The 23,967-nt window shown below is 45.8% G+C and carries 22 protein-coding genes and 1 riboswitch; of the genes, 21 read left to right on the plus strand and 1 reads right to left on the minus strand.

Annotated features, from left to right (window positions below):
- The first annotated feature begins 75 nt into the window (after window positions 1–75).
- A riboswitch (SAM riboswitch) is annotated at window positions 76–181 on the plus strand.
- Window positions 182–339: 158 nt separating this feature from the next.
- The 7 genes from CJU60_RS10995 to sirC all read left to right on the plus strand — a co-directional run bounded on the left by CJU60_RS10995 (window position 340) and on the right by sirC (window position 6,049).
- Window positions 340–1,041 carry a phosphoadenylyl-sulfate reductase gene (locus tag CJU60_RS10995; RefSeq protein WP_024121347.1) on the plus strand — a complete coding sequence of 234 codons (702 nt, stop codon included), beginning with the start codon at window positions 340–342 and terminating at the stop codon, window positions 1,039–1,041.
- Window positions 1,042–1,052: 11 nt separating this feature from the next.
- Window positions 1,053–2,117, plus strand: coding sequence for a sulfate permease (gene cysP / locus CJU60_RS11000; RefSeq protein WP_024121348.1), 1,065 nt, complete (start codon window positions 1,053–1,055; stop codon window positions 2,115–2,117).
- 48 nt (window positions 2,118–2,165) lie between these two features.
- Entirely contained in the window at window positions 2,166–3,314 is a 1,149-nt protein-coding gene (gene sat, locus CJU60_RS11005; protein ID WP_024121349.1) for a sulfate adenylyltransferase, read from the plus strand.
- Window positions 3,315–3,326: 12 nt separating this feature from the next.
- Window positions 3,327–3,920: an adenylyl-sulfate kinase gene (gene cysC / locus CJU60_RS11010; RefSeq protein WP_095713808.1), complete on the plus strand. Its 594-nt coding sequence runs from the start codon at window positions 3,327–3,329 to the stop codon at window positions 3,918–3,920.
- 100 nt (window positions 3,921–4,020) lie between these two features.
- On the plus strand, window positions 4,021–4,794 hold the full coding sequence (gene cobA, locus CJU60_RS11015) for a uroporphyrinogen-III C-methyltransferase (protein ID WP_095713809.1): 774 nt from the start codon (window positions 4,021–4,023) through the stop codon (window positions 4,792–4,794).
- On the plus strand, window positions 4,795–5,580 hold the full coding sequence (gene sirB / locus CJU60_RS11020; RefSeq protein WP_095713810.1) for a sirohydrochlorin chelatase: 786 nt from the start codon (window positions 4,795–4,797) through the stop codon (window positions 5,578–5,580).
- Window positions 5,561–6,049: a precorrin-2 dehydrogenase gene (gene sirC, locus CJU60_RS11025; RefSeq protein WP_095713811.1), complete on the plus strand. Its 489-nt coding sequence runs from the start codon at window positions 5,561–5,563 to the stop codon at window positions 6,047–6,049. The genes sirB and sirC overlap by 20 nt, the downstream gene beginning before the upstream one ends.
- Before the next feature lie 38 nt (window positions 6,050–6,087).
- Here the strand turns inward: sirC and rqcH are convergent, their stop codons facing one another.
- Window positions 6,088–7,800 carry a tRNA modification protein RqcH gene (gene rqcH, locus CJU60_RS11030; protein WP_095713812.1) on the minus strand — a complete coding sequence of 571 codons (1,713 nt, stop codon included), beginning with the start codon at window positions 7,798–7,800 and terminating at the stop codon, window positions 6,088–6,090.
- A gap of 121 nt (window positions 7,801–7,921) precedes the next feature.
- On the opposite strand from rqcH, the gene CJU60_RS11035 reads away from it, so the two are divergent.
- The 14 genes from CJU60_RS11035 to rsgA all read left to right on the plus strand — a co-directional run bounded on the left by CJU60_RS11035 (window position 7,922) and on the right by rsgA (window position 23,965).
- Window positions 7,922–10,594: a calcium-translocating P-type ATPase, SERCA-type gene (locus CJU60_RS11035; protein WP_095713813.1), complete on the plus strand. Its 2,673-nt coding sequence runs from the start codon at window positions 7,922–7,924 to the stop codon at window positions 10,592–10,594.
- 84 nt (window positions 10,595–10,678) lie between these two features.
- Window positions 10,679–11,554: a YicC/YloC family endoribonuclease gene (locus tag CJU60_RS11040; RefSeq protein ID WP_095713814.1), complete on the plus strand. Its 876-nt coding sequence runs from the start codon at window positions 10,679–10,681 to the stop codon at window positions 11,552–11,554.
- 76 nt (window positions 11,555–11,630) lie between these two features.
- A complete protein-coding gene (gene remA / locus CJU60_RS11045; RefSeq protein ID WP_003154355.1) occupies window positions 11,631–11,900 on the plus strand; it encodes an extracellular matrix/biofilm regulator RemA in 270 nt (89 codons plus the stop codon).
- Window positions 11,901–11,907: 7 nt separating this feature from the next.
- On the plus strand, window positions 11,908–12,522 hold the full coding sequence (gene gmk / locus CJU60_RS11050; protein ID WP_024121355.1) for a guanylate kinase: 615 nt from the start codon (window positions 11,908–11,910) through the stop codon (window positions 12,520–12,522).
- Window positions 12,523–12,525: 3 nt separating this feature from the next.
- Window positions 12,526–12,729: a DNA-directed RNA polymerase subunit omega gene (gene rpoZ / locus CJU60_RS11055; protein WP_003221520.1), complete on the plus strand. Its 204-nt coding sequence runs from the start codon at window positions 12,526–12,528 to the stop codon at window positions 12,727–12,729.
- A gap of 78 nt (window positions 12,730–12,807) precedes the next feature.
- A complete protein-coding gene (gene coaBC / locus CJU60_RS11060; protein ID WP_095713815.1) occupies window positions 12,808–14,028 on the plus strand; it encodes a bifunctional phosphopantothenoylcysteine decarboxylase/phosphopantothenate--cysteine ligase CoaBC in 1,221 nt (406 codons plus the stop codon).
- Complete coding sequence (gene priA / locus CJU60_RS11065) at window positions 14,025–16,442, plus strand: primosomal protein N' (RefSeq protein WP_095713816.1); 2,418 nt, start codon at window positions 14,025–14,027, stop codon at window positions 16,440–16,442. Before coaBC ends, priA begins: the two co-directional genes overlap by 4 nt.
- A gap of 26 nt (window positions 16,443–16,468) precedes the next feature.
- The gene (gene def / locus CJU60_RS11070; RefSeq protein WP_024121358.1) at window positions 16,469–16,951 is read left to right on the plus strand and encodes a peptide deformylase; all 483 of its coding nucleotides are present in this window, start codon (window positions 16,469–16,471) and stop codon (window positions 16,949–16,951) included.
- Between the two features lie 4 nt (window positions 16,952–16,955).
- On the plus strand, window positions 16,956–17,909 hold the full coding sequence (fmt, locus tag CJU60_RS11075; protein ID WP_024121359.1) for a methionyl-tRNA formyltransferase: 954 nt from the start codon (window positions 16,956–16,958) through the stop codon (window positions 17,907–17,909).
- Window positions 17,896–19,239, plus strand: a complete 1,344-nt coding sequence (gene rsmB / locus CJU60_RS11080; protein WP_095713817.1) for a 16S rRNA (cytosine(967)-C(5))-methyltransferase RsmB — start codon at window positions 17,896–17,898, stop codon at window positions 19,237–19,239. Before fmt ends, rsmB begins: the two co-directional genes overlap by 14 nt.
- 3 nt (window positions 19,240–19,242) lie before the next feature.
- Entirely contained in the window at window positions 19,243–20,334 is a 1,092-nt protein-coding gene (rlmN, locus tag CJU60_RS11085; RefSeq protein ID WP_024121361.1) for a dual-specificity RNA methyltransferase RlmN, read from the plus strand.
- A gap of 6 nt (window positions 20,335–20,340) precedes the next feature.
- Complete coding sequence (gene prpC, locus CJU60_RS11090) at window positions 20,341–21,105, plus strand: protein-serine/threonine phosphatase PrpC (protein ID WP_024121362.1); 765 nt, start codon at window positions 20,341–20,343, stop codon at window positions 21,103–21,105.
- Window positions 21,099–23,048, plus strand: a complete 1,950-nt coding sequence (gene pknB / locus CJU60_RS11095) for a Stk1 family PASTA domain-containing Ser/Thr kinase (RefSeq protein WP_095713818.1) — start codon at window positions 21,099–21,101, stop codon at window positions 23,046–23,048. Before prpC ends, pknB begins: the two co-directional genes overlap by 7 nt.
- Before the next feature lie 14 nt (window positions 23,049–23,062).
- Window positions 23,063–23,965 carry a ribosome small subunit-dependent GTPase A gene (gene rsgA / locus CJU60_RS11100; RefSeq protein ID WP_024121364.1) on the plus strand — a complete coding sequence of 301 codons (903 nt, stop codon included), beginning with the start codon at window positions 23,063–23,065 and terminating at the stop codon, window positions 23,963–23,965.
- The last annotated feature ends 2 nt before the right edge of the window (window positions 23,966–23,967 follow it).

Here is a 23,967-nt window from a genome sequence, read left to right on the forward strand (position 1 = left end):
TTTTTTATTAATCCTATAAAAAAACTCGGGTTGACTTATGTTAGAATTGTGCTAAAATTTACTACAAATCTGAAAAACTTATCAAGAGCGGCTGAGGGACTGGTCCTATGAAGCCCGGCAACCTGCACAATGTGTAAGGTGCTACTTCCAGCAAAATGTATTCCATTTTGAAAGATAAGGGCTACATGCAGTTCCTGTCTTTCTTTCCGCCGGATTGAAAGTTTTTTATTTTAAGAGGGGCTGTTTACGGAGATAACAGCAGCCGCATCACATTACAATTGGGAAAGACAACCGGCAGAAAGCTACTGTTTGTTTGTCTCCGAAAGGAGGAAAGAAGAAATGTTAACGTACGATAATTGGGAAGAACCAACGATTACATTTCCGGAGGACGATCCTTATAAAGGGGCGCTGTCAGTTTTAAAATGGGCTTACGGCCATTACGGCAATCAGCTTGTTTATGCCTGCAGTTTCGGAATTGAAGGAATCGTTCTGATTGACTTAATCTATAAAGTGAAAAAAGACGCAGAGATTGTATTTCTCGATACAGGGCTTCATTTTAAAGAAACCTATGAAACGATAGAACGCGTGAAAGAGCGCTATCCCGGCCTCAATATCATCCTGAAGAAACCGAACCTTACTCTTGAGGAACAGGCGGAAGAACATGGTGATAAACTGTGGGAAAGAGAGCCGAATCAATGCTGCTATCTCAGGAAGATCGTTCCTTTAAGAGAGGCGCTTTCCGGCCACCCGGCATGGCTTTCCGGCCTGCGCCGCGACCAAGGGCCAAGCCGTGCCAATACGAATTTCTTAAACAAAGATGAGAAATTCAAATCAGTAAAAGTTTGCCCGCTTATCCATTGGACTTGGAAAGACATTTGGAGATACACCTCTCGGAATGAGCTGGACTACAATCCGCTCCACGATCAAGGGTATCCAAGTATCGGCTGCGCGCCTTGTACGTCACCTGCATTTACCGCAGAGGACTTGCGCTCAGGCAGATGGAACGGTATGGCGAAAACAGAATGCGGACTGCATGAATAAGGAGCTGTAAAATGGAATTAGCCGCTATTTTATTTAGCTTGTTTTTCGCAGTGAATATTGGCGCAAGCGGCGCTGCAGCTTCAATGGGAGTTGCTTACGGCTCTGGGGCCGTCAAAAAGAAAACCTACGCTTTGATCATATGTGCCGTTGGTGTTCTGGCCGGGGCTGTCATTGGCGGGGGCGAAGTTGTGAAAACCATCAGCTCTGGGATTATCCCGGAACAGACGATCACGCTGACGATTGTTTGCATCATTATCGGGGCTGCTGCACTGTCGCTTTTTACAGCTAATCTGCTCGGCATTCCTTTATCGACAAGTGAAGTCACGGTCGGGGCGGTTGTCGGTGTGGGCGTTGCGTACAAAGTATTGTTTGTAAACAATCTTCTGATTATTGTTTCATTTTGGATTTTCGTTCCGCTGTTCGCTTTTGGTTTTACATTTTTTGTAGCAAAGCTGTTTCGTTATTTTAAAATCGAAATTACGTCTTCCCGTAAACAAAACATCCTTGGCATCCTTTTGCTATGCGCTGGTTTTTTTGAAGCATTTTCTGCGGGCATGAACAATGTAGCGAATGCTGTTGGACCGTTAGTGGCTGCCGGCGTACTGGATGTAGCGAAAGGAACCCTGTATGGGGGAGTTTTTGTAGCCCTGGGCGCACTGATATTAGGCCGCAGGGTGTTAGAAACAAACGGGAAGAAAATCACGCGGTTTTCAAAAGGGGAAGGCATTCTCCTATCCGGAACAGGAGCAGGGCTGGTGATCATCAGTTCTATATTTGGAATGCCGGTGCCCTTGGCGCAAGTAACGTCATCGTCTATTATCGGAATAGGCATGGCGAAAAACGGACCAAACGTATTTCATAAACAGGTCGTTCAAACGATGCTGAAAGTATGGATCGTGTCGCCGTTTTTATCTTTATCCATCTCCTATCTGCTTGTATCTATGTTTTTAAAGGCGGATTATTATTCAATCTTTATCATGGTAAGTGTGCTTTTAGCGGCAGGCGGTGCCGTCAGCCTGACAAAAGCCATTCGTAAAGAGAGACGCTCTGTCCACGATCAAGGCGGGGGAATCTAACTATTAATCTGAGTTATTTTATCTGTTAACTAGGAGGAAATGAATATTATGAGCTTAGCACCACATGGAGGAAAACTGGTAAACCGAGTAAATGAGTCATATGAGGTAAGCGGCATTCAGAAAGAAATTGAACTTGATTTGATTTCTTTTGCCGACCTGGAATTGATCGGAATCGGCGGATACAGCCCGATCGAAGGCTTCTTAAATGAGAAAGATTACGTATCTGTTGTTGAAAACATGCGTCTTGCTTCTGGTGTTGTATGGTCTATTCCGATCACGCTGCCGGTAGATGCACAAAAAGCAGCCGAACTGTCAGTCGGCGAAACAGTAAAATTAACGTATGACGGAGAAACATACGGCGTTATCCAAATCGAAGACTTATACGTGCCTGACAAACAAAAAGAAGCTGTTAACGTGTATAAAACGGATGATCAGGCTCATCCAGGGGTAAAAAAGCTGTTCAGCCGCGGTGATACATATGTCGGCGGTCCGATCACACTGATTAAAAAAGCTTCCAAACAATTCCCTGAGTTTACATTTGAACCGACGGAAACAAGACGCCAGTTTGCAGAAAAAGGCTGGGAAACAATTGTCGGTTTCCAAACGAGAAATCCTGTTCACAGAGCACATGAATATATTCAAAAAACGGCTCTTGAGACAGTGGACGGTTTGTTTTTAAATCCGCTTGTCGGCGAAACAAAATCTGATGACATCCCCGCTGATGTCCGGATGGAAAGCTATCAAGTGCTTCTTGACAACTATTACCCGAAAGACCGTGTCTTCCTTGGCGTTTTCTTGGCTGCAATGCGTTATGCCGGTCCGAGAGAAGCGATTTTCCATGCGCTTGTCAGAAAAAACTACGGCTGCACGCATTTCATTGTCGGCCGCGATCACGCCGGTGTCGGTGACTATTACGGCACGTACGAAGCCCAGGAGCTGTTTGACACATTTAAACCTGAAGAACTCGGCATTACACCGCTGAAATTCGAGCACAGCTTCTTCTGCGAAAAATGCGGAAATATGGGAACGGCAAAAACATGCCCGCACGGCAGAGAGCACCACGTGATTTTATCAGGCACCAAGGTAAGAGGGATGCTGAGAGACGGTGTACTGCCGCCTGCAGAATTCAGCCGCGCAGAAGTTGTAGAGGTGTTAATCAAAGGCATGAAGAAAAAAGAAGAAGCAGGCGTTTCTTAAGGGGGACTGGCAGTGACAAATCGCGATATCGTATGGCATGAAGCCTCTATTACAAAAGAAGAGTATCAGAAAAAAAACAAGCATAAAAGCTCCATTCTCTGGCTGACGGGCTTAAGCGGATCAGGCAAATCAACCATTGCCAATGCTGCTGCGAGAGAACTTTTTGAGCAAGGCTACCAAGTTATTGTGCTGGATGGTGACAACATTCGCCACGGTTTAAATAAAGATCTCGGTTTTTCTGATGAAGACCGAAAAGAAAACATCCGCCGAATCGGAGAGGTAGCGAAACTTTTTGTGCAGCAGGGCACCATTGTCATTACTGCTTTTATCTCTCCTTTCCGTGAGGACAGAGACCAGGTTCGCCAGCTTGTGGAAGCAGGCGAATTTAACGAAGTTTATATTAAATGCGACCTCGATATTTGTGAACAAAGAGATCCAAAAGGGCTCTACAAAAAAGCAAGAAACGGAGAAATTCCGTTCTTCACAGGCATTGATTCTCCATATGAAGAACCGGAAGCTCCTGAGCTCGTCCTTGACTCAGGACAATATGATCGTGAAGAGTGCAAAAATCAGCTGATCGAGTTTGTAAAGCAGCAACTGAGCTAAACGCCGCTCAGCTGTGTTCTTCTCAGATGCCGAAAATGCAAACAAGAACAACATCACAGCGAACGTTCTGGAAGAACTCGAATAGATCGGGGGAAAGACGATGGGGAAAGTATATATTGTAGGAGCGGGTCCCGGAGATCCTGATCTGCTGACAATTAAAGCGCTGAAAGCCATTGGAAAAGCTGATGTAATCCTATATGACAGATTAGTAAATAAAGAGATTTTGCAATATGCCAAGGAGCAGGCGGACCTGATCTACTGCGGGAAGCTTCCAGATTTTCATACAATGAAGCAGGAAACCATCAATCGGTTTCTTGTGAAGTATGCGCAAAAAGGGAAAACCGTTGTCAGATTGAAAGGCGGAGACCCATTTGTGTTCGGCAGAGGAGGGGAAGAAGCGGAATGCCTTTCTGAAAATGGCATTCCGTTTGAAATTGTCCCCGGTATCACATCGGGAATCGCGGCGGCTGCTTATGCCGGGATTCCTGTCACTCATCGGGACGCGGGCTCTAACGTGGCTTTTGTAACGGGGCATTATAAAAAAGAAGAGGATTTTGAGGAAAAGTGGAAAGCGCTGGCCACAGGGATTGATACACTTGTCATCTATATGGGCATTAAAAATGTGCAGCAGATCGAAAAAAAACTCCTGGAAAACGGCCGGGACGGTTCTACTCCGGCAGCGTTTATTCATTGGGGAACAACGGACAAGCAAAAATCTGTTTTTTGTACAGTTGACACCCTTTCAGAAACGGTGAAAAAAGAAGACATTAAAAATCCGAGTTTAATTGTTGTTGGAAATGTTGTAAATTATCACTATAAGCTGGAATGGTTTGAATCTGAGCTGAAAAAACAAGATTTAAGCGAGGCGTTGTAAATGAAACAAGCGATTTTATATGTCGGCCACGGCAGCCGGGTAAAAAAGGCTCAGCAAGAGGCCGCTGCCTTTTTGGAAGGATGCAAGGCGCACGTCTCTGCGCCTGTACAGGAAATCAGCTTTTTGGAGCTTCAGGAGCCGACAATTGAGACAGGGTTTGAAGCATGTGTGAAGCAAGGCGCCACTCATATCGCAGTGGTGCCTCTGCTTCTTTTAACGGCTGCTCATGCAAAACATGATATTCCGGAAGAAATTGCCCGTGCCGCATCCCGGTATCCTTCAGTCCATATCTCATACGGAAGTCCGATTGGGATTGACGAAGAAGTTGTCAAAGCTGTCTATCATCGTGTTAAAGACATAGGCGTTCCGTACGAAAACGCCAGGGTTGTGCTCATCGGCAGGGGAAGCTCAGACCCAGATGTAAAAAGAGACGTAACCGGCATTGCCGGGTTGCTCCAAAACATCATGCCCGTCAAGGAAGTGATTCCATGTTTTATGACAGCATGCGGTCCCAATTACAAAGAGGTTTTTTCTGAGCTGAAAAAAGATGACGGCGTGACGACCTTTATTGTTCCGTATTTGCTGTTTACCGGGATGCTGATGAATGAGATAGAACGTGAGGTCCAGAAATTGAAGGCCAAAAATCCAAATGTCTACCTCTCTTCCTATATCGGTTTCCACCCGCATGTGAAAAAGGCATTTTTAAATCGTGTGAAAGAAACTGCTGACAACCATGAGGGGCAATTTAATTTTGACGGAGGCTCATATGCTCCCACTTCACATTAGTCTGCAGAAGAAAAAGGTTGTGATCGCAGGGGGCGGCAGTATTGCGCTCAGAAGGTTAAAAACGGTGCTTTCTGAGGGAGCGGATATTACGATTGTCAGTCCGGTTGCGGAACAGGAAATCAGGCAGATGGCAGACAATCGCCAAATCAAGTGGCTGAGCCGGAAGATTGAGAAAGAGGATTATCTCGACGCTTTTTTGATTATTGCCGCGACGGATGACGCCGCTGTGAATAAAGAAATTGCGCAAAATGCATCGCCTTCCCAGCTTGTCAACTGTGCCAGTGACGCTGAGCTGGGCAATGTGTACATGCCGAAAATCGTAAAAAGAGGGCATGTTACGGTTTCTGTTTCGACAAACGGAGCCAGTCCAAAGCATACGAAGGAACTTGCTGAAAAAGTGGACGTGCTCATTGACGGCGACTTTGTCAGCGAAGTAGACAGGCTTTATCAGATCAGAAGAAATAAATAAGCCAGAGCAGTTGCTGCTCTGGCTTTTCTTTATATGAATCAGCTTTTTTTCAGCCTGATGACAGTATCCGCATCAGGCGTGACAAAGACGGTATGCTGGCTGTCATAAGTCACGAATCCGGGCTTTGCGCCGTTCGGCTTTTTGACGTGCCTGATTTTTGTATAATCAACAGGCACAGAACTTGAATCTTTTGCTTTTGAAAAATAAGCTGCAATTGTGGCGGCTTCAATAATTGTTTGTTCATCCGGCTCGCTGCTTCTGATGACAACATGGGAGCCCGGGATATCCTTCGTGTGAAGCCATATGTCGTCTCTGGCAGCTGCTTTGGTCGTTAAATACTCGTTTTGACGGTTGTTTTTGCCAACTAAAATAGTGTGACCGGAAGAGGATTCGTATGTTTCTAAAACAGGGTTGTTCTGTTTTTGTTTTTTCTGCCCTTTTTGCTGCTTAGGACGTAAATATTTCCCCTCCACAAGCTCTTCTCTGATTTCACTGATATCACGCGGAGAAGCGGACGACAGCTGCTGAATCAGCTGGTCGAAGTATTCAATTTCTTGCTTAGCCAGACTGATTTGTTCTTCGACAACGGCAACTGAGTTTTTCGCCTTCTGATACTTAGTGAAATAGGCCTGTGCATTCTCTGAAGGCGTCTTGTTCGGATTTAGCGGGATAGCGATTGTCGGATTTTCCTCATCATAGTAGTTGATGACTTCAGCCTGCTTGTCGCCTTTTTTCATCATATATAAATTCGCAGTCAGCAGCTCCCCGTAAAGCTGAAATTCCTTAGCGTTTTCCGAATACTCCAGTGTTTTTTCTAGTTTTTTGATTTTGTTGGCATTCTTTTTCCGTTCATTCACAACGAACCGCTCAAGATCCTGAGCCTGCTGTTTAACCCGGTCCCGCTCAGCTTTTCCGAAATAAAAACGGTCCAGCAGCTCACTTAATGAATCGAAGCGGCGTGCTTCTCCTTTAAGGTGAGTCAGCTCCAGCAGATAAAAATATTCCTTCCCGTTAACAGTCGTAATGTTAGGGTTGAAACGGTGCTCCCTTACCTCTGCAAAGAGCTCCAGCAACGCTTTTGGCAGTGTCACTTTGTTGGCAAGGCCCGCTCTGTGGACAGCTTCTTTTGCGAAGAGCGGAGAAACACCGGAAAAATGGTCAACAATTTGTTTATCTAGCCGTCCTTCTTGAAAACTGAGATGACGCAACATGTCATCTTCAGTCGCTTCTAGCGGTGAGATCTTGTCCTGGGCCGGCGGAAGCTTATAATCGTAGCCCGGCAGTACGGTGCGATAGCTGTTCATTGACGGTGATAGATGTTTCAGCCCGTCGATGATCGCATTTTCCTCTCCGTCCGTCAGAATGATATTGCTGTGGCGGCCCATAATTTCGACATAAAGCTTTCGATGCGTTTCATCGCCGATTTCATTACGGCTTTTAATATGAAAAATCATAATGCGGTCAAGGCCCGCCTGTTCAATTTTTTCAATAAATCCGCCTTCAATATGCTTTCTTAGCAGCATGCAAAACATCGGCGGTTCACTCGGGTTTTCATACGTTTGTGCCGTGATATGCACCCGTGAATAGCTTGGGTGTGCCGATAATAAAAGCTTTTGGTTTTTTCCATTGGCGCGGATGTGAAAAATCACATCGTGCTTATAAGGCTGATGGACTTTTGTGATCCGTCCGCCCATTATTCGCTCGTTCAGTTCGTGTGTCATTCCGTATGTAAACATGCCATCAAACGACATATATAATACACCCTCTCATTCTTCCTGCATTCGATAATTATAGCATGAAATGGGACGAGTCAGAATAAGCATGCTTATAGAGTGATATCTCTATAAGAGAGCAGGGGAGTGGACGAGCGGAATGAAGTTTCATGAAATGGGACAAACAGATTTATTAGAGGCAACAAATACGTCCATGAAACAAGGATTAACTGAAAAAGAGGTGAAAAAACGCCTCGACAAGCATGGGCCAAACGAGCTTCAAGAAGGGAAAAAAACATCAGCGCTTATCTTGTTTTTGGCGCAGTTTAAAGATTTCATGGTGCTTGTGCTGCTTGCGGCAACATTAATTTCAGGGTTTCTTGGTGAATATGTGGACGCGGTTGCGATTATTGCGATTGTGTTTGTGAATGGCATACTTGGGTTCTTTCAAGAACGGCGTGCAGAGCAATCTCTTCAGGCATTAAAAGAGCTGTCAACTCCTCATGTGATGGCGCTCAGGGAAGGAAGCTGGACAAAGATCCCTTCTAAAGAACTGGTGCCGGGCGACATTGTGAAGTTTACAAGCGGCGACCGGATTGGAGCAGATGTCCGGATTGTCGAAGCGAAAAGCCTGGAAATTGAAGAATCAGCGTTAACCGGAGAGTCAATCCCGGTTGTGAAACATGCGGATAAATTGAAAAAACCCGATGTATCGCTGGGGGATATTACGAATATGGCCTTTATGGGAACCATCGTCACCCGCGGCAGCGGTGTCGGTGTTGTCGTCGGTACAGGAATGAACACGGCTATGGGGAAAATCGCTGACATGCTTGAATCGGCGGGAACTCTGTCAACCCCGCTGCAAAGAAGGCTCGAGCAGCTCGGGAAAATTTTAATTGTTGTCGCTTTGCTGCTCACTGTACTTGTTGTCGCTGTCGGCGTGATCCAGGGACACGATCTGTACAGTATGTTTTTAGCCGGTGTTTCGCTAGCGGTAGCCGCCATTCCAGAAGGGCTGCCAGCCATTGTGACAGTAGCGCTGTCATTGGGTGTACAGCGTATGATCAAGCAAAAATCAATCGTGAGAAAGCTTCCCGCGGTTGAGACGCTTGGGTGTGCCTCTATTATTTGTTCAGACAAAACAGGAACAATGACGCAAAACAAAATGACGGTCACACATGTATGGTCCGGAGGAAAAACGTGGAGAGTGTCGGGCACGGGCTACGATCCGAAAGGAGGCTTCACACTGAACGATAAAGAGGTCAGTGTGAATGAGCATAAGCCGCTGGAGCAAATGCTATTGTTCGGAGCGCTTTGTAACAATTCGAATATTGAAAAAAGAAACGGTGACTATGTGCTTGACGGAGATCCGACAGAGGGAGCGCTGCTCACCGCGGCAAGAAAAGGCGGCTTTTCAAAGGAGTTTGTGGAATCCCATTACCGGGTGATTGAGGAGTTTCCGTTTGATTCAGCACGAAAAATGATGACTGTCATTGTAGAGGATCAGGACAGAAAGCGCTATATCATTACGAAAGGCGCGCCGGATGTACTGATGCAGCGGTCCTCCCGTATTTATTATGACGGCTCTGCCGCTCCTTTCTCAAATGAGAGAAAAGCAGAAACAGAGGCAGTATTACGGCAATTGGCTTCCCAGGCGCTCCGAACGATTGCGGTTGCCTATAGACCGGTAAAAGCAGGGGAAACACCGTCAATGGAGCAGGCGGAAAAAGATCTGACAATGCTTGGCCTTTCAGGCATCATAGATCCGCCGCGCCCTGAAGTCAGACAGGCGATTAAAGAATGCCGTGAAGCGGGAATTAAGACTGTCATGATTACAGGGGATCATGTTGAGACAGCAAAAGCTATAGCGAAAGATTTGCGCCTCCTCCCGAAAAGCGGAAAAATCATGGACGGCCAGATGCTGAATGAGCTTTCGCAAGAAGAGCTTTCTGACGTAGTGGAGGATGTGTATGTGTTTGCCCGCGTTTCTCCTGAGCATAAATTGAAAATTGTCAAAGCGTATCAGGAAAACGGACATATCGTTGCAATGACAGGAGACGGCGTCAATGACGCGCCCGCGATCAAACAGGCTGACATCGGCGTTGCCATGGGTATTACAGGAACGGATGTGGCGAAGGAAGCATCATCCCTCATTCTCGTAGATGATAATTTTGCAACCATTAAATCAGCGATAAAAGAAGGCAGAAACGTCTATGAAAATATTAGAAAATTTATCCGATACCTGCTGGCTTCTAACGTAGGAGAAATTCTGGTCATGCTTTTCGCCATGCTGCTTGCCCTTCCTTTGCCGCTCGTGCCGATTCAGATTTTGTGGGTCAACTTGGTGACAGATGGATTGCCGGCGATGGCGCTCGGCATGGATCAGCCGGAAGGAGACGTTATGAAGCGGAAGCCGCGTCACCCGAAAGAAGGGGTGTTTGCCCGCAAGCTTGGATGGAAGGTGGTCTCCAGAGGATTTTTAATCGGTGCTGCCACGATTTTGGCTTTTATCATCGTGTATCACCGCAATCCTGAGAATTTGTCTTATGCGCAGACAATTGCGTTTGCGACGTTGGTGCTGGCTCAGCTCATTCACGTATTTGACTGCCGGAGCGAAACGTCCGTTTTTTCCAGAAATCCGTTTGAAAACTTGTATCTGATCGGCGCTGTATTGTCATCGATTTTACTGATGCTGGTGGTCATTTACTATCCGCCGCTTCAGCCGATTTTCCATACGGTTTCCATCACGCCGGGAGACTGGATGCTGGTCATCGGCATGTCGGCCATCCCTACTTTTTTGCTGGCGGGGTCACTTTTGACAAGAAAAAAGTAAATTCATATGATATAATCTTAGGGGTAATAGCATGTCTATTGCCCTTTTATTTTGAGAACAGGGAAGAAATTGGGTGTTTTATTTATGATACGAAGTATGACAGGCTTCGGCAGTGCAAGCAAAACACAAGATGATCTCTCTGTAAGCGTTGAACTTAAATCTGTGAATTACAGGTTTAAAGAAGTGAACGCTCGTTTGCCAAGGCCTTTGCTATATTTAGAAGATAAGCTGAAACAGACGATTCTGCAGTACATACAGCGCGGAAGAATTGAGCTTTTCGTCTCCGTTGACAGTGATATGCTTGTAGAGAGAAGGCTTGACATTGATTGGCCGCTGCTCGATGAGTTTGTCGCAGCTGCAGAGGATATGAAAAAGCGTTATCAATTGTCCGCAGAGCCTGATGTCATGGACTTCTTCAAGCTTGATCATGTCGTCCAGATTCATGAGGAACAGACTCAAAATGAAAAGCTTGAGGAGTTAATAACAGCTGCTGCAGAGGAAGCCGTAAAAGGACTCTGTGAGATGCGCGAAAAAGAGGGGCTGCTTTTAGCCAAAGACTGTCTGATGCATATTGATCAGCTTGAAGAGCTGACCGAAAAGACCGAATCTTTGGCAGCCGATGCGGTATCTCGTTACAGGGAACGGCTGTACGCCAGAATAAAGGAATGGACCGAAGACGTGTTGGATGAGAGCCGGCTTGTTACAGAATGCGCTATTTTTGCAGATCGTTCTGATATTACAGAAGAGATTACAAGATTGAAGAGCCACTTCGCTCAGTTTCGTGATATATTAGCTGAAGGCGGAGCTGTCGGGCGCAAACTCGACTTTCTTGTCCAGGAGCTGAATCGGGAAGCAAATACAATCGGCTCAAAAGCAAATGATCACCAGATCACAAAGCTTGTCGTCGAAATGAAAAGTTCTATTGAAAAAATAAAAGAACAAGTGCAAAATATAGAATAGTGACTGTGCGTATTGTTTACAGACGGACTTGCTAGGCTAAACTAGAGACGTCTATTTTACAGGGGGAACGTAGAAGATGACGATTAAACTGATTAATATCGGATTTGGCAATATTATCTCCGCCAATCGGATGATTTCGATTGTCAGCCCGGAGTCTGCGCCAATCAAACGGATGATCCAGGATGCAAGAGACCGCGGAATGCTAATTGACGCTACATACGGACGAAGAACCCGTGCAGTTGTCGTCATGGATAGTGATCACATTATCTTATCTGCCGTCCAGCCTGAGACAGTTGCACACAGACTTTCTGTTAAAGAAGAAATTATGGATGAAGGGCAGGGATAATTGCCGCATGAAAGAAAGAGGGTTATTAATCGTTCTCTCAGGTCCCTCAGGAGTTGGTAAAGGAACGGTTCGGCAAGCGATTTTTTCGCAAGAAGATACAAAATTCGAGTATTCGATTTCAGTAACAACGAGAAACCCGCGAGAGGGCGAAGTGAACGGAGTCGATTATTTTTTCAAAACGAGAGAAGAATTTGAGCAAATGATTGCAAACAATAAGCTGCTTGAATGGGCAGAATATGTCGGCAATTATTACGGCACTCCTGTCGATTATGTTGAACAGACGCTCCAAGAAGGAAAAGACGTCTTTTTAGAAATCGAAGTTCAAGGCGCTCTTCAAGTGAGAAATGCTTTCCCGGAAGGTCTGTTTATTTTCCTTGCGCCTCCGAGTCTTTCTGAACTGAAGAACAGAATTGTGACAAGAGGAACGGAAACAGATGCTCTGATTGAAAATCGCATGAAAGCCGCAAAAGCTGAGATCGAAATGATGGACGCATATGATTACGTCGTAGAAAATGATAATGTCGAAACGGCTTGCGACAAAATCAAAGCAATCGTTCTCGCTGAACATTTGAAGCGTGAGCGCGTTGCACCAAGATATAAGAAAATGCTGGAGGTTGAATAACTGATGTTAGATCCGTCAATTGACTCATTAATGAATAAATTGGATTCGAAATACACGCTCGTAACCGTTTCTGCTAGACGCGCGCGTGAAATGCAAATCAAAAAAGACCAGATGATTGAACATACGATTTCACACAAATATGTAGGCAAAGCTTTAGAAGAAATTGATGCAGGCCTGCTTTCGTTTGAAAAGGAAGACCGCGAATAGTAGCACAAGTAGCAACCTATATCATGTAGGTTGTTATTTTTTTCCGTGCTGTTTTAAATTGCAGAGGGGGAGAAGTCATTGCTGAACAATCGAAATGTGTTGCTTTGCGTGAGCGGAGGCATCGCTGTTTATAAAGCCTGTGCGCTGACAAGCAAGCTGGTGCAGGCAGGGGCAAATGTTAAAGTCATTATGACTGAATCTGCGTGCCAGTTCGTTTCACCGCTGACATTTCAGGCATTGAGCCGCCATGAAGTATATACAGATACATTTAAAGAACAAAATCCAAGCGTCATTTCTCATATAGACGCAGCTGACTGGGCCGACCTGATTATTGTTGCGCCGGCTACGGCCAATGTGATTGGAAAACTGGCCAACGGCATTGCTGATGATATGCTGACAACAACCTTATTAGCGGCAACAGCGCCGGTATGGATTGCGCCCGCCATGAATGTGCATATGTATGACCATCCGGCAGTCAAACGCAATATTTCTGTCCTTTATCAGGATGGTTTTCGTTTTATTGAACCGAGCGAGGGCTATTTAGCATGCGGTTACGTTGGAAAAGGAAGATTGGAAGAACCCGAAAACATCGTGAAGCTTGCGGAAAAGCATTTTGCAGAAGAAAAAGACGCGCCTTTAGAAGGCAAACATGTGGTGATCACAGCAGGCCCGACACGGGAGGCAGTTGATCCTGTGCGTTTTTTCACGAATAAATCGACGGGTAAAATGGGATACGCATTAGCTGAGGCTGCGGTGCGGTTTGGTGCAAACGTGACCTTGATCTCAGGGCCGGTTTCGCTTGATGTCCCTAAAGGGCTTTCTCAGTTTATCCCTGTCCAATCGGCTGCGGACATGCGCGATGCGGTGCTCTCTGTGTATGAGAGAAGCGACGTCGTCATAAAAACAGCTGCTGTTGCCGATTTTACGCCAAAAACAGTATTTGACCAAAAAATGAAAAAACAAGACGGCGGAATGACCCTTGAATTAAAAAGAACAGTCGACATCTTAAAAGAACTGGGCGAGAAAAAACAGCATCAGCTGTTAGTCGGTTTTGCTGCTGAGACACAAGATGTGGAACATTACGCCCGCAAAAAGCTTTCTGCCAAAAATCTTGACATGATTGTGGCGAATGATGTGAAAGCGGCAGGGGCCGGTTTTGGTGCTGATACGAATATTGTGACGCTCTTTTTCAAAGGCGGGCGCAAACGCGAGCTGCCGAAGATGTCTAAGCTCGATGTTTCGTTTGACATTCTTGGAGAAGTCGCAGCCCTCTTAAAACAAACCGGAGAGCACTCATGAATTTTGCCGAAGTCATCGTTGATGTCAGCACCAAAAATATAGACAGGCCGTTTGATTACAAAATCCCAGACCATCTTAAAGGTATGATCAAAACGGGAATGAGGGTCATTGTTCCGTTTGGCCCCCGTAAAATTCAAGGGTTTGTGACAGCTGTCAAAGATACGTCTGATCTCTCAGGTAAATCTGTCAAAGAAGTGGAGGATTTATTAGATCTTACGCCTGTTTTGACAGAAGAGCTGATGCATTTGTCTTCATGGCTGTCAGACAAAACGCTGTCTTTTAAGATTACGGCGCTTCAAGCGATGCTGCCTGCCGCATTAAAGGCAAAATATGAAAAAGAGCTGAAGATTGCGGAAGGTGCGGATATCCCGCCGCAGGTAGAACGGCTGTTTTCTGAAACAAAGAGCTTGCTGTATTCCGATATACCTGATCACGATACGCTGAAAATCATCCAGAAGCAGGTTCAAAAAGGCCATATCGATGTAACTTATAAAGTGGCGCAAAAAGCGAACAAAAAAATGGTCAGGTATATTCAGGCCAATGCCGGTAAAGAAGAGCTCTCCAAGCAGGCTGAGGGTTTATCCCGACAAGCGGCTAAACAGCAGGCGATCCTGCACTTTTTCATGACAGAACCGGAAGGCACGAAAATACCTGCTGCGGACCTGTGCAAAAAAACAGACGCAAGCTCAGCCACCATCAAGACCCTGATCCAAAAGGGGCTTCTGAAAGAAACCTATGAAGAGGTTTACAGAGACCCCTATCAGGACAAAATGTTCAAAAAAACAGAACCGCTGCCGCTGACAGACGAGCAGAGCGCGGCCTTTCAGCCGATACGCCGGACGTTAGATAACAATGAACATCAAGTGTTTCTCCTGCACGGGGTGACAGGAAGCGGCAAAACGGAAATTTATCTCCAGTCGATTGAAAAAGTGCTTGCGAAAGGAAAAGAAGCCATCGTACTTGTACCGGAAATATCGTTAACGCCGCAAATGGTTCATCGCTTTAAAGGGCGCTTCGGCTCTCAGGTAGCCGTGATGCACAGCGGGTTATCCACTGGTGAAAAGTATGACGAGTGGCGCAAAATCCACCGCAAGGAAGTACGGCTTGTCGTTGGCGCGAGGTCCGCTATTTTTGCCCCGTTTGAAAATCTCGGGATGATTATCATCGATGAGGAGCATGAATCGTCCTATAAACAAGAGGAAATGCCGCGCTACCATGCGAAAGAAGTAGCGATCAAGCGGGCGGAGCACCACCGCTGTCCGGTTGTGTTAGGTAGTGCTACACCGACGTTAGAGTCATATGCACGGGCGCAAAAAGGAGTGTACGAGCTGCTTTCGCTGAAACACCGCGTCAATCACCAAGTGATGCCTGAGGTTTCGCTTGTGGATATGAGAGAGGAGCTCAGAAACGGCAATCGCTCTATGTTTTCAATAGAATTGATGGAAAAGCTTGAAGAAACCATTGCCAAGGGTGAACAGGCTGTGCTGTTTTTAAATAAAAGGGGCTATTCCTCCTTTGTGATGTGCAGGGACTGCGGATATGTCCCGCAATGCCCTCACTGCGACATTTCCATGACGTATCACCGTTCCGGCCAGAGGATGAAATGCCATTATTGCGGACATGAAGAGCCTGTTCCGCATACTTGTCCTGAATGCGGGAGCGATCATATCCGTTTTTTCGGAACGGGAACACAAAGAGTGGAAGAAGAATTAACAAAGGTGCTGCCACATGCAAGAGTCATACGGATGGATGTTGATACGACCTCTCGGAAAGGTGCCCATGAAAAATTATTGTCTGCTTTCGGAGAAGGAAGAGCAGATATTCTTCTTGGAACGCAAATGATTGCGAAAGGGCTTGATTTTCCGAATGTGACACTTGTCGGAGTCTTAAGCGCTGACACAACACTGCACATTCCTGATTTCAGATCTGCTGAAAAAACGTTTCAGCTGCTAACACAAGTCAGCGGCCGCGCGGGAAGACATGAAAAACCCGGCAATGTCATCATTCAAACGTACACACCGTCCCATTACAGCATCCAGCTGACGAAAACGCATGATTATGAAACGTTTTATCAGCATGAAATGGCGCACAGGAGGGAGCAATCCTACCCGCCGTATTACTATTTGGCTCTTGTGACGGTTTCTCACGAGGAAGTGGCAAAAGCGGCTGTAACCGCTGAGAAAATCGCACACTTTCTGAAAGCAAACTGCGGGGCAGATACGAAAATACTTGGTCCAAGCGCATCGCCGATCGCCAGGATCAAAGATAGATATCGCTATCAATGCGTGATAAAATACAAACAGGAAACCCAGATATCAACTTTATTGAAGAAGATACTGGAACATTATAAACGGGAAATTGAACAAAAACATGTAATGATTTCAATTGATATGAATCCTTATATGATGATGTAAGATCTCACGTCTTGGAGGGTAATGAATTGGCAGTAAAAAAGGTCGTCACACATCCCGCGGAGGTTTTGGAAACGCCCGCGGAAACCGTGACTGTTTTTGATAAAAAGCTAAAAAAACTGCTTGATGATATGTACGATACCATGCTCGAAATGGATGGAGTCGGACTGGCAGCGCCGCAGATCGGTATTTTAAAAAGAGCGGCTGTTGTTGATATCGGAGAAGAAAGCGGCAGAATTGACCTTGTGAATCCGGAAATTCTTGAACAAAGCGGCGAGCAAACCGGAGTTGAAGGATGCTTGAGTTTTCCCGGCGTCTACGGAGATGTCACGCGTGCCGATTATGTGAAAGTGCGGGCGTATAACCGTCAGGGAAAACCGTTTATTCTTGAAGCAAGGGGCTTTTTCGCGAGAGCCGTGCAGCATGAAATGGACCACTTGGACGGCGTGCTGTTCACATCAAAAATAAGCAAATATTATACAGAAGATGAACTAGCGGATATGGAAGGATGATTTGATGACGAGAATCGTGTTTATGGGAACACCCGATTTTTCAGTTCCTGTTTTAAGAACCCTGATAGATGACGGATATGAAGTAGTGGGGGTCGTCACGCAGCCTGACCGTCCGAAGGGCAGAAAAAAAGTGCTCACGCCTCCGCCTGTAAAGGAAGAAGCTTTGCGTCACGGCATCCCGGTTCTTCAGCCTGAGAAAGTCAGACTGACAGAAGAAATAGAAAAGGTGCTGGCGTTACAACCGGATCTTATTGTGACGGCAGCGTTTGGGCAAATTCTGCCTAAAGAGCTACTCGACAGCCCTAAGTACGGATGCATTAATGTCCATGCGTCTCTTTTGCCTGAACTGAGAGGCGGGGCTCCTATCCATTATTCCATTCTCCAAGGAAAGAAAAAAACCGGAGTTACCATTATGTACATGGTGGAAAAATTAGATGCAGGCGATATGATTTCTAAAGTGGAAGTAGACATTGAAGAAACCGACAATGTCGGAACCCTGCACGATAAATTAAGCGTTGCTGGCGCGAAGCTTCTGTCTGAAACAGTTCCTCAAGTTATAGCCGGCGACATATCACCTGAAAAGCAGGATGACGAGAAAGCGACGTATGCGCCAAACATTAAAAGAGAACAAGAGCTGATTGACTGGTCCAGAGCAGGAGAAGAGCTTTATAATCAAGTTCGAGGTTTAAACCCATGGCCTGTTGCCTATACGACTTTAAATGGACAAAACCTGAAAGTGTGGGCGGCCAAGAAAACAGCGGCGCCGGCAAAAGCTGAGCCCGGCACAGTCATTGCTATTGAAAAAGAAGGAATTATCGTGGCCACAGGAAACGATACGGCACTGTTATTAACAGAGCTGCAGCCTGCCGGCAAAAAACGCATGCGAGGCGAAGACTTCGTCCGTGGCGCTCATGTTGAGACAGGTGATATGTTAGGAGTGCACAATGAAAACAAATAGCGTTCGTGATATTGCGCTGGAGGCGCTGGTCAAATTAGAACAAAATCAGTCATACAGTAACCTGCTCCTGAAATCGGTTATTAAATCCAATAAACTGAGCGATCAGGACCGGGGGCTTTTGACTGAACTAGTGTACGGTACATTGCAAAACAAAATCGCGCTGGATTATATGCTCAAGCCGTTTATCAACAAGCCGCAAAAGGTGAAGCCGTGGGTTATCCAGCTTCTCCGCCTGTCCCTATATCAAATGGAATATTTAGAAAAAATCCCGGACCGGGCAGTCATCCATGAAGCGGTAGAGATTGCTAAAAACCGCGGGCATAAAGGCATTGCCTCATTTGTCAACGGCGTGCTTCGCTCTATTCAGCGTGAAGGAGTCCCTTCCTTTGACGCCATCGAAGATCCTGTTCTCCGGCTTGCGACAGAAACCAGCCATCCTGAATGGCTCGTGAAAGAGTGGGCAGACGCATACGGATTTGATGCGGCTGAAAAGATTTGCCGCATTCATCTCATTCCGCCTAAGCAAACGCTGCGTATCAATGAAATGAAAACAGACAGAGCGGAGATACTTGATCAAATGGCAGCTGAAGGAATCGAAGCAGAAAAAGGCGATCTCGCCGAGGATGCTGTGAAGCTTGTTAAGGGAACAATCGCCGGAACTCACTTCTTCCAGATCGGTGAAGTGTCCATCCAGGATGAAAGTTCCATGCTGGTTGCCCGGGCCCTTGACCCTAAGCCAGGTGAAACGGTGCTTGATGCGTGCGCGGCACCGGGCGGAAAGTCAGCCCATATCGCTGAATTAATGGAGAACAAGGGAAGTGTGACATCGCTTGACCTTCACAAACATAAGGTGAAGCTGATCAAAGAAGCGTCAGAACGGCTTGGTCTTTCCATTATTGATGCGAAAACAATGGACGCGAGAAAAGCGGGAGAAACGTTTAAAAGTGAACAGTTTGACCGTATTTTGGTTGACGCTCCATGCTCAGGCTTTGGCGTGATCAGAAGAAAGCCGGATATGAAATACACCAAAACCCCGAATGACAGCTCCCGGCTTGCTGAAATCCAGCTGTCTATCTTAAGGGAAATTGCGCCATTAGTAAAAAAAGGTGGCACTCTTGTCTACAGTACGTGTACAATGGATCGGACAGAAAATGAAGAAGTTATCCATGCGTTTATACAAGAACATCCTGATTTTGAACCCGATTTGTCTCTTGAAAAGCGGCTGCCCGAAAAGGCGAGACCCTTTGTTCGGGATGGGAGGCTTCAAATCCTTCCGCATTATTTCGGAACAGATGGTTTCTTTATTTGCAGCATGAGAAAGAAGGGATAAGCAATGACAGAACTTAAAAAAACAAAGATCAGAAAAGAATTGCGGACAGAGCGTCCTTCAATTTATTCTTTTGAATTAGACGAAATCAAACAATGGCTGACAGACAACGGAGAGAAACCGTTCCGCGCGGCACAGATTTTTGAATGGCTTTATGAAAAACGAGTATCTTCTTTTGACGAAATGACAAACCTGTCAAAGGATCTGCGTGAGAAATTAAACACTCATTTCGTATTAACGACGCTGAAAACAGCAGTTAAACAAACTTCTCAAGATGGTACGATGAAGTTTTTATTCGAGCTTCACGACGGTTATACAATCGAAACCGTTTTAATGAGACACGAGTATGGTAATTCTGTATGTGTAACGACACAAGTCGGCTGCCGCATTGGCTGCACATTCTGCGCATCAACGCTCGGCGGCTTAAAACGAAATCTTGAAGCGGGCGAAATTGTCGCTCAAGTGGTGAAAGTTCAAAAAGCGCTGGATGAAACGGATGAACGCGTCAGCTCTGTCGTCATCATGGGAATTGGCGAACCATTTGATAACTTTAACGAAATGCTTGCCTTCTTAAAAATCATTAACCATGATAAGGGACTGAATATAGGAGCCCGCCATATTACTGTTTCTACAAGCGGAATCATCCCGAAAATTTACGAATTCGCTGATCAGCAAATGCAGATTAACTTTGCGATTTCTCTGCACGCGCCAAATACAGAAATCAGAAGCCGTTTGATGCCGATTAACAGAGCGTACAAGCTGCCTGATTTAATGGAAGCCGTTAAATATTACATTAATAAAACAGGACGCCGGATCAGCTTTGAATACGGTCTGTTCGGCGGCGTAAATGATCAGGTCGAGCACGCTGAAGAGCTTGCAGACTTGCTGGAAGGCGTAAAATGCCACGTGAACTTGATTCCGGTAAACTATGTGCCTGAACGGGATTACGTCCGCACACCGCGCGAGCAGATTTTTGCTTTTGAGAAAACGCTGAAATCCCGCGGAGTAAATGTCACGATCCGAAGAGAGCAAGGCCATGACATTGACGCAGCCTGCGGTCAGCTTCGCGCGAAGGAGCGTCAAGACGAGACGAGGTGATGAGGGTTGTTAACAGCCTTAAAAACAGATACAGGGAAAATCCGCCAGCATAATGAAGATGATGCGGGTATTTTTAAGGGGAAAGACGATTTTGTATTAGCGGTTGTCGCTGATGGCATGGGCGGCCATCTTGCTGGAGATGTTGCAAGCAAGATGGCTGTGAAAGCCATGGGAGAGAAATGGAATGAGGCAGATACGGTTCCTGCGGCGCCGTCAGAGTGTGAAGAGTGGCTCATTGAACAGATTCTAGCGGTAAACAGCAAGATTTACGATCATGCCCAAGCGCACGAAGAATGCCAAGGCATGGGAACAACCATTGTATGCGCTCTTTTTACAGGCAAAACGGTTTCCGTTGCTCATATAGGCGACAGCAGATGCTATTTGCTTCAGGACGATCTTTTCGTTCAGGTGACAGAGGATCATTCTCTTGTGAATGAACTGGTTCGCACCGGTGAAATCTCCAGAGAAGATGCTGAGCATCATCCGCGCAAAAATGTGCTGACGAAGGCGCTCGGAACAGATCAATCTGTCAGTATTGACGCACGTTCTTTCGAAATTGAACCCGGAGACAAACTCCTTTTATGTTCTGATGGACTGACGAATAAAGTGGAAGTCACTGAATTAAAAGACATCCTGCAAAGCGATTCAGCTCCTCAGGAAAAAGTAAACCTGCTTGTGGACAAAGCCAATGAGAATGGCGGGGAAGACAATATTACAGCAGTTTTGCTTGAGCTTGCTTTACATGTTGAAGAGGGTGAAGATCAGTGCTAATCGGCAAGCGAATCAGCGGGCGTTACCAGATTCTCCGTGCCATAGGCGGCGGGGGAATGGCCAACGTTTATTTAGCTGAGGACATTATTCTTGATCGTGAAGTCGCAATCAAAATCCTGCGGTTTGACTATGTGAATGACAATGAGTTTATCAGGCGTTTCCGAAGAGAAGCCCAATCGGCATCAAGCCTTGATCACCCGAATATTGTCAGCATTTATGATTTGGGCGAGGAAGATGACATTTACTATATTGTCATGGAATACGTAGAGGGCATGACGCTAAAAGAATACATAACAGCAAATGGGCCGCTTCACCCCAAAGAAGCGCTCAGCATCATGGAGCAAATTGTCTCAGCCATTGCCCATGCCCACCAAAATCATATTGTCCACAGGGATATTAAACCGCATAACATTTTGATCGACCATATGGGCAATATCAAAGTAACGGATTTTGGAATTGCGACTGCACTGACTTCGACAACAATCACCCACACCAATTCTGTGCTGGGCTCAGTCCATTATTTATCCCCCGAACAGGCGCGGGGCGGTCTGGCCACAAAAAAATCAGATATTTATGCACTTGGGATTGTCTTATTTGAGCTGTTAACCGGCCGAATCCCGTTTGATGGAGAATCGGCTGTCAGCATCGCCTTAAAGCATCTTCAGGCTGAAACCCCTTCAGCGAAAAGGTGGAATCCCTCAGTACCCCAAAGCGTTGAAAACATCATATTAAAGGCAACCGCCAAAGATCCTTTTCATCGCTATGAAACTGCTGAAGATATGGAAGAAGATATTCGAACAGCTTTTGACGCGGACAGGCTCAACGAAAAGAAATTTACGATTCAAGATGATGAAGAAATGACGAAAGCGATTCCGATTATTAAGGATGCAGAGCTTGCGAAAGCTTCTAATGAAACCGAAGCTGACATGACATTTCCTCAAGAAAACCAAACGAAGAAAAAAGCTAAGAGAAAAAAATGGCCGTGGATTTTGCTCACCATATGCCTGATTTTTATCACGGCAGGAGTTCTCGCCGTCACTGTTTTTCCTTCTCTTTTTATGCCTAAGGATGTCAAAATACCTGATGTAGCAGGGATGGAATATGAGAAAGCGGCAGATCTTCTAGAAAAAGAAGGCTTGCAGGTAGATTCAGACGTTTTGGAAATCTCAGATGAGAAGATCGAAGAAGGCCTGATGGTCAAAACCGATCCTAAAGCCGAGTCCACTGTTAAAGAAGGAGCAACGGTTACGCTTTATAAGAGTACAGGTAAAGCAAAAAAGCAGATCGGTGATGTGACGGACCAATCAGTCGACAAGGCAAAAAAAGTGTTAAAGGAACAGGGCTTTAAAAATGTAACGGTGGATGAAGTAAATAATGATGAGAAAGACGCCGGCACTGTCATAGACCAGAATCCGTCAGCAGGGACCGAACTTGTGCCGGACGAAGATCAAGTTAAGCTCACAGTCAGCATCGGGCCGGAAGATATTACGCTCAGAGATTTAAAAACATACAGTAAAGAAGCAGCCTCAGGATATCTGGAAGATAACGGGCTCAAGCTGGTGGAAAAAGAAGCGTACTCAGATGACGTTCCGGAAGGACAGGTTGTCAAACAAAAACCGGCAGCGGGAACGGCGCTAAAGCCGGGAAATGAGGTCGAAGTGACATTTTCTCTCGGACCTGAGAAAAAACCGGCGAAAACAGTGAAAGAAAAAGTCAAGATTCCATATGAGCCTGAAAACGAAGGGGACGAGCTGGAGGTGCAAATCGCGATTGACGACGCGGACCACAGCATTTCTGACACTTACGAACATTTTAAGATTAAAGAGCCCGTAGAACGGACGATCGAACTGAAGATTGAACCTGGCCAAAAAGGGTACTATCAAGTGATGGTAAATAATAAAGTCGTCAGCTACAAAACAATTGAGTATCCGAAAGATGAATAACAAGGAGGGAAAATATGCCTGAGGGCAAAATTATTAAAGCGCTTAGCGGCTTTTATTACGTACTGGATGAATCAGAGGATTCAAATAACGGAAAAGTTATACAATGCAGAGGAAGAGGCATTTTCAGAAAAAATAAAATCACCCCTTTGGTCGGTGATTATGTTGTTTATCAAGCTGAAAATAATAAAGAAGGATATCTTCTAGAGATTAAAGAAAGAACCAATGAACTTATCAGGCCGCCGATCTGCAACGTTGATCAAGCGGTGCTTGTTTTCTCGGCGATGCAGCCATCTTTCAGCACAGCATTGCTCGACCGTTTCTTGGTTCTCGTAGAAGCGAATGACATCCAGCCGATTATTTGTATTACAAAAATGGATTTAATTGAAGATCAACATACACAAAAGCTCATTCAAGCGTATGCTGAAGACTACCGGAATATTGGCTATGACGTGTATCTTACCTCTTCAAAGGACCAAGACAGTTTAACGGAGATCATCCCGCATTTCCGCGGCAAAACAACGGTCTTTGCCGGTCAGTCTGGGGTTGGCAAATCCTCGCTTCTCAACGCGATCAGTCCCGAGCTGGGTTTGAGAACAAACGAGATTTCCGAGCATTTAGGCCGCGGGAAGCACACAACCCGCCATGTGGAGCTCATTCACACGTCCGGAGGTCTGGTTGCGGATACGCCGGGTTTCAGCTCTCTTGAGTTTACAGACATAGAAGAAGGAGAGCTGGGCTACACCTTCCCTGACATCAGAGAAAAAAGCGCATCATGCAAATTCAGAGGGTGTTTGCATTTGAAAGAGCCGAAATGTGCAGTCAAACAAGCTGTTGAAGAAGGGGAATTAAAGCAGTACCGCTACGACCATTATGTTGAATTTATTACAGAGATCAAAGACAGAAAGCCGAGGTATTAGAT

Source organism: Bacillus sp. 7705b (genome assembly GCF_002289525.1).
Lineage (GTDB): Bacteria > Bacillota > Bacilli > Bacillales > Bacillaceae > Bacillus > Bacillus halotolerans.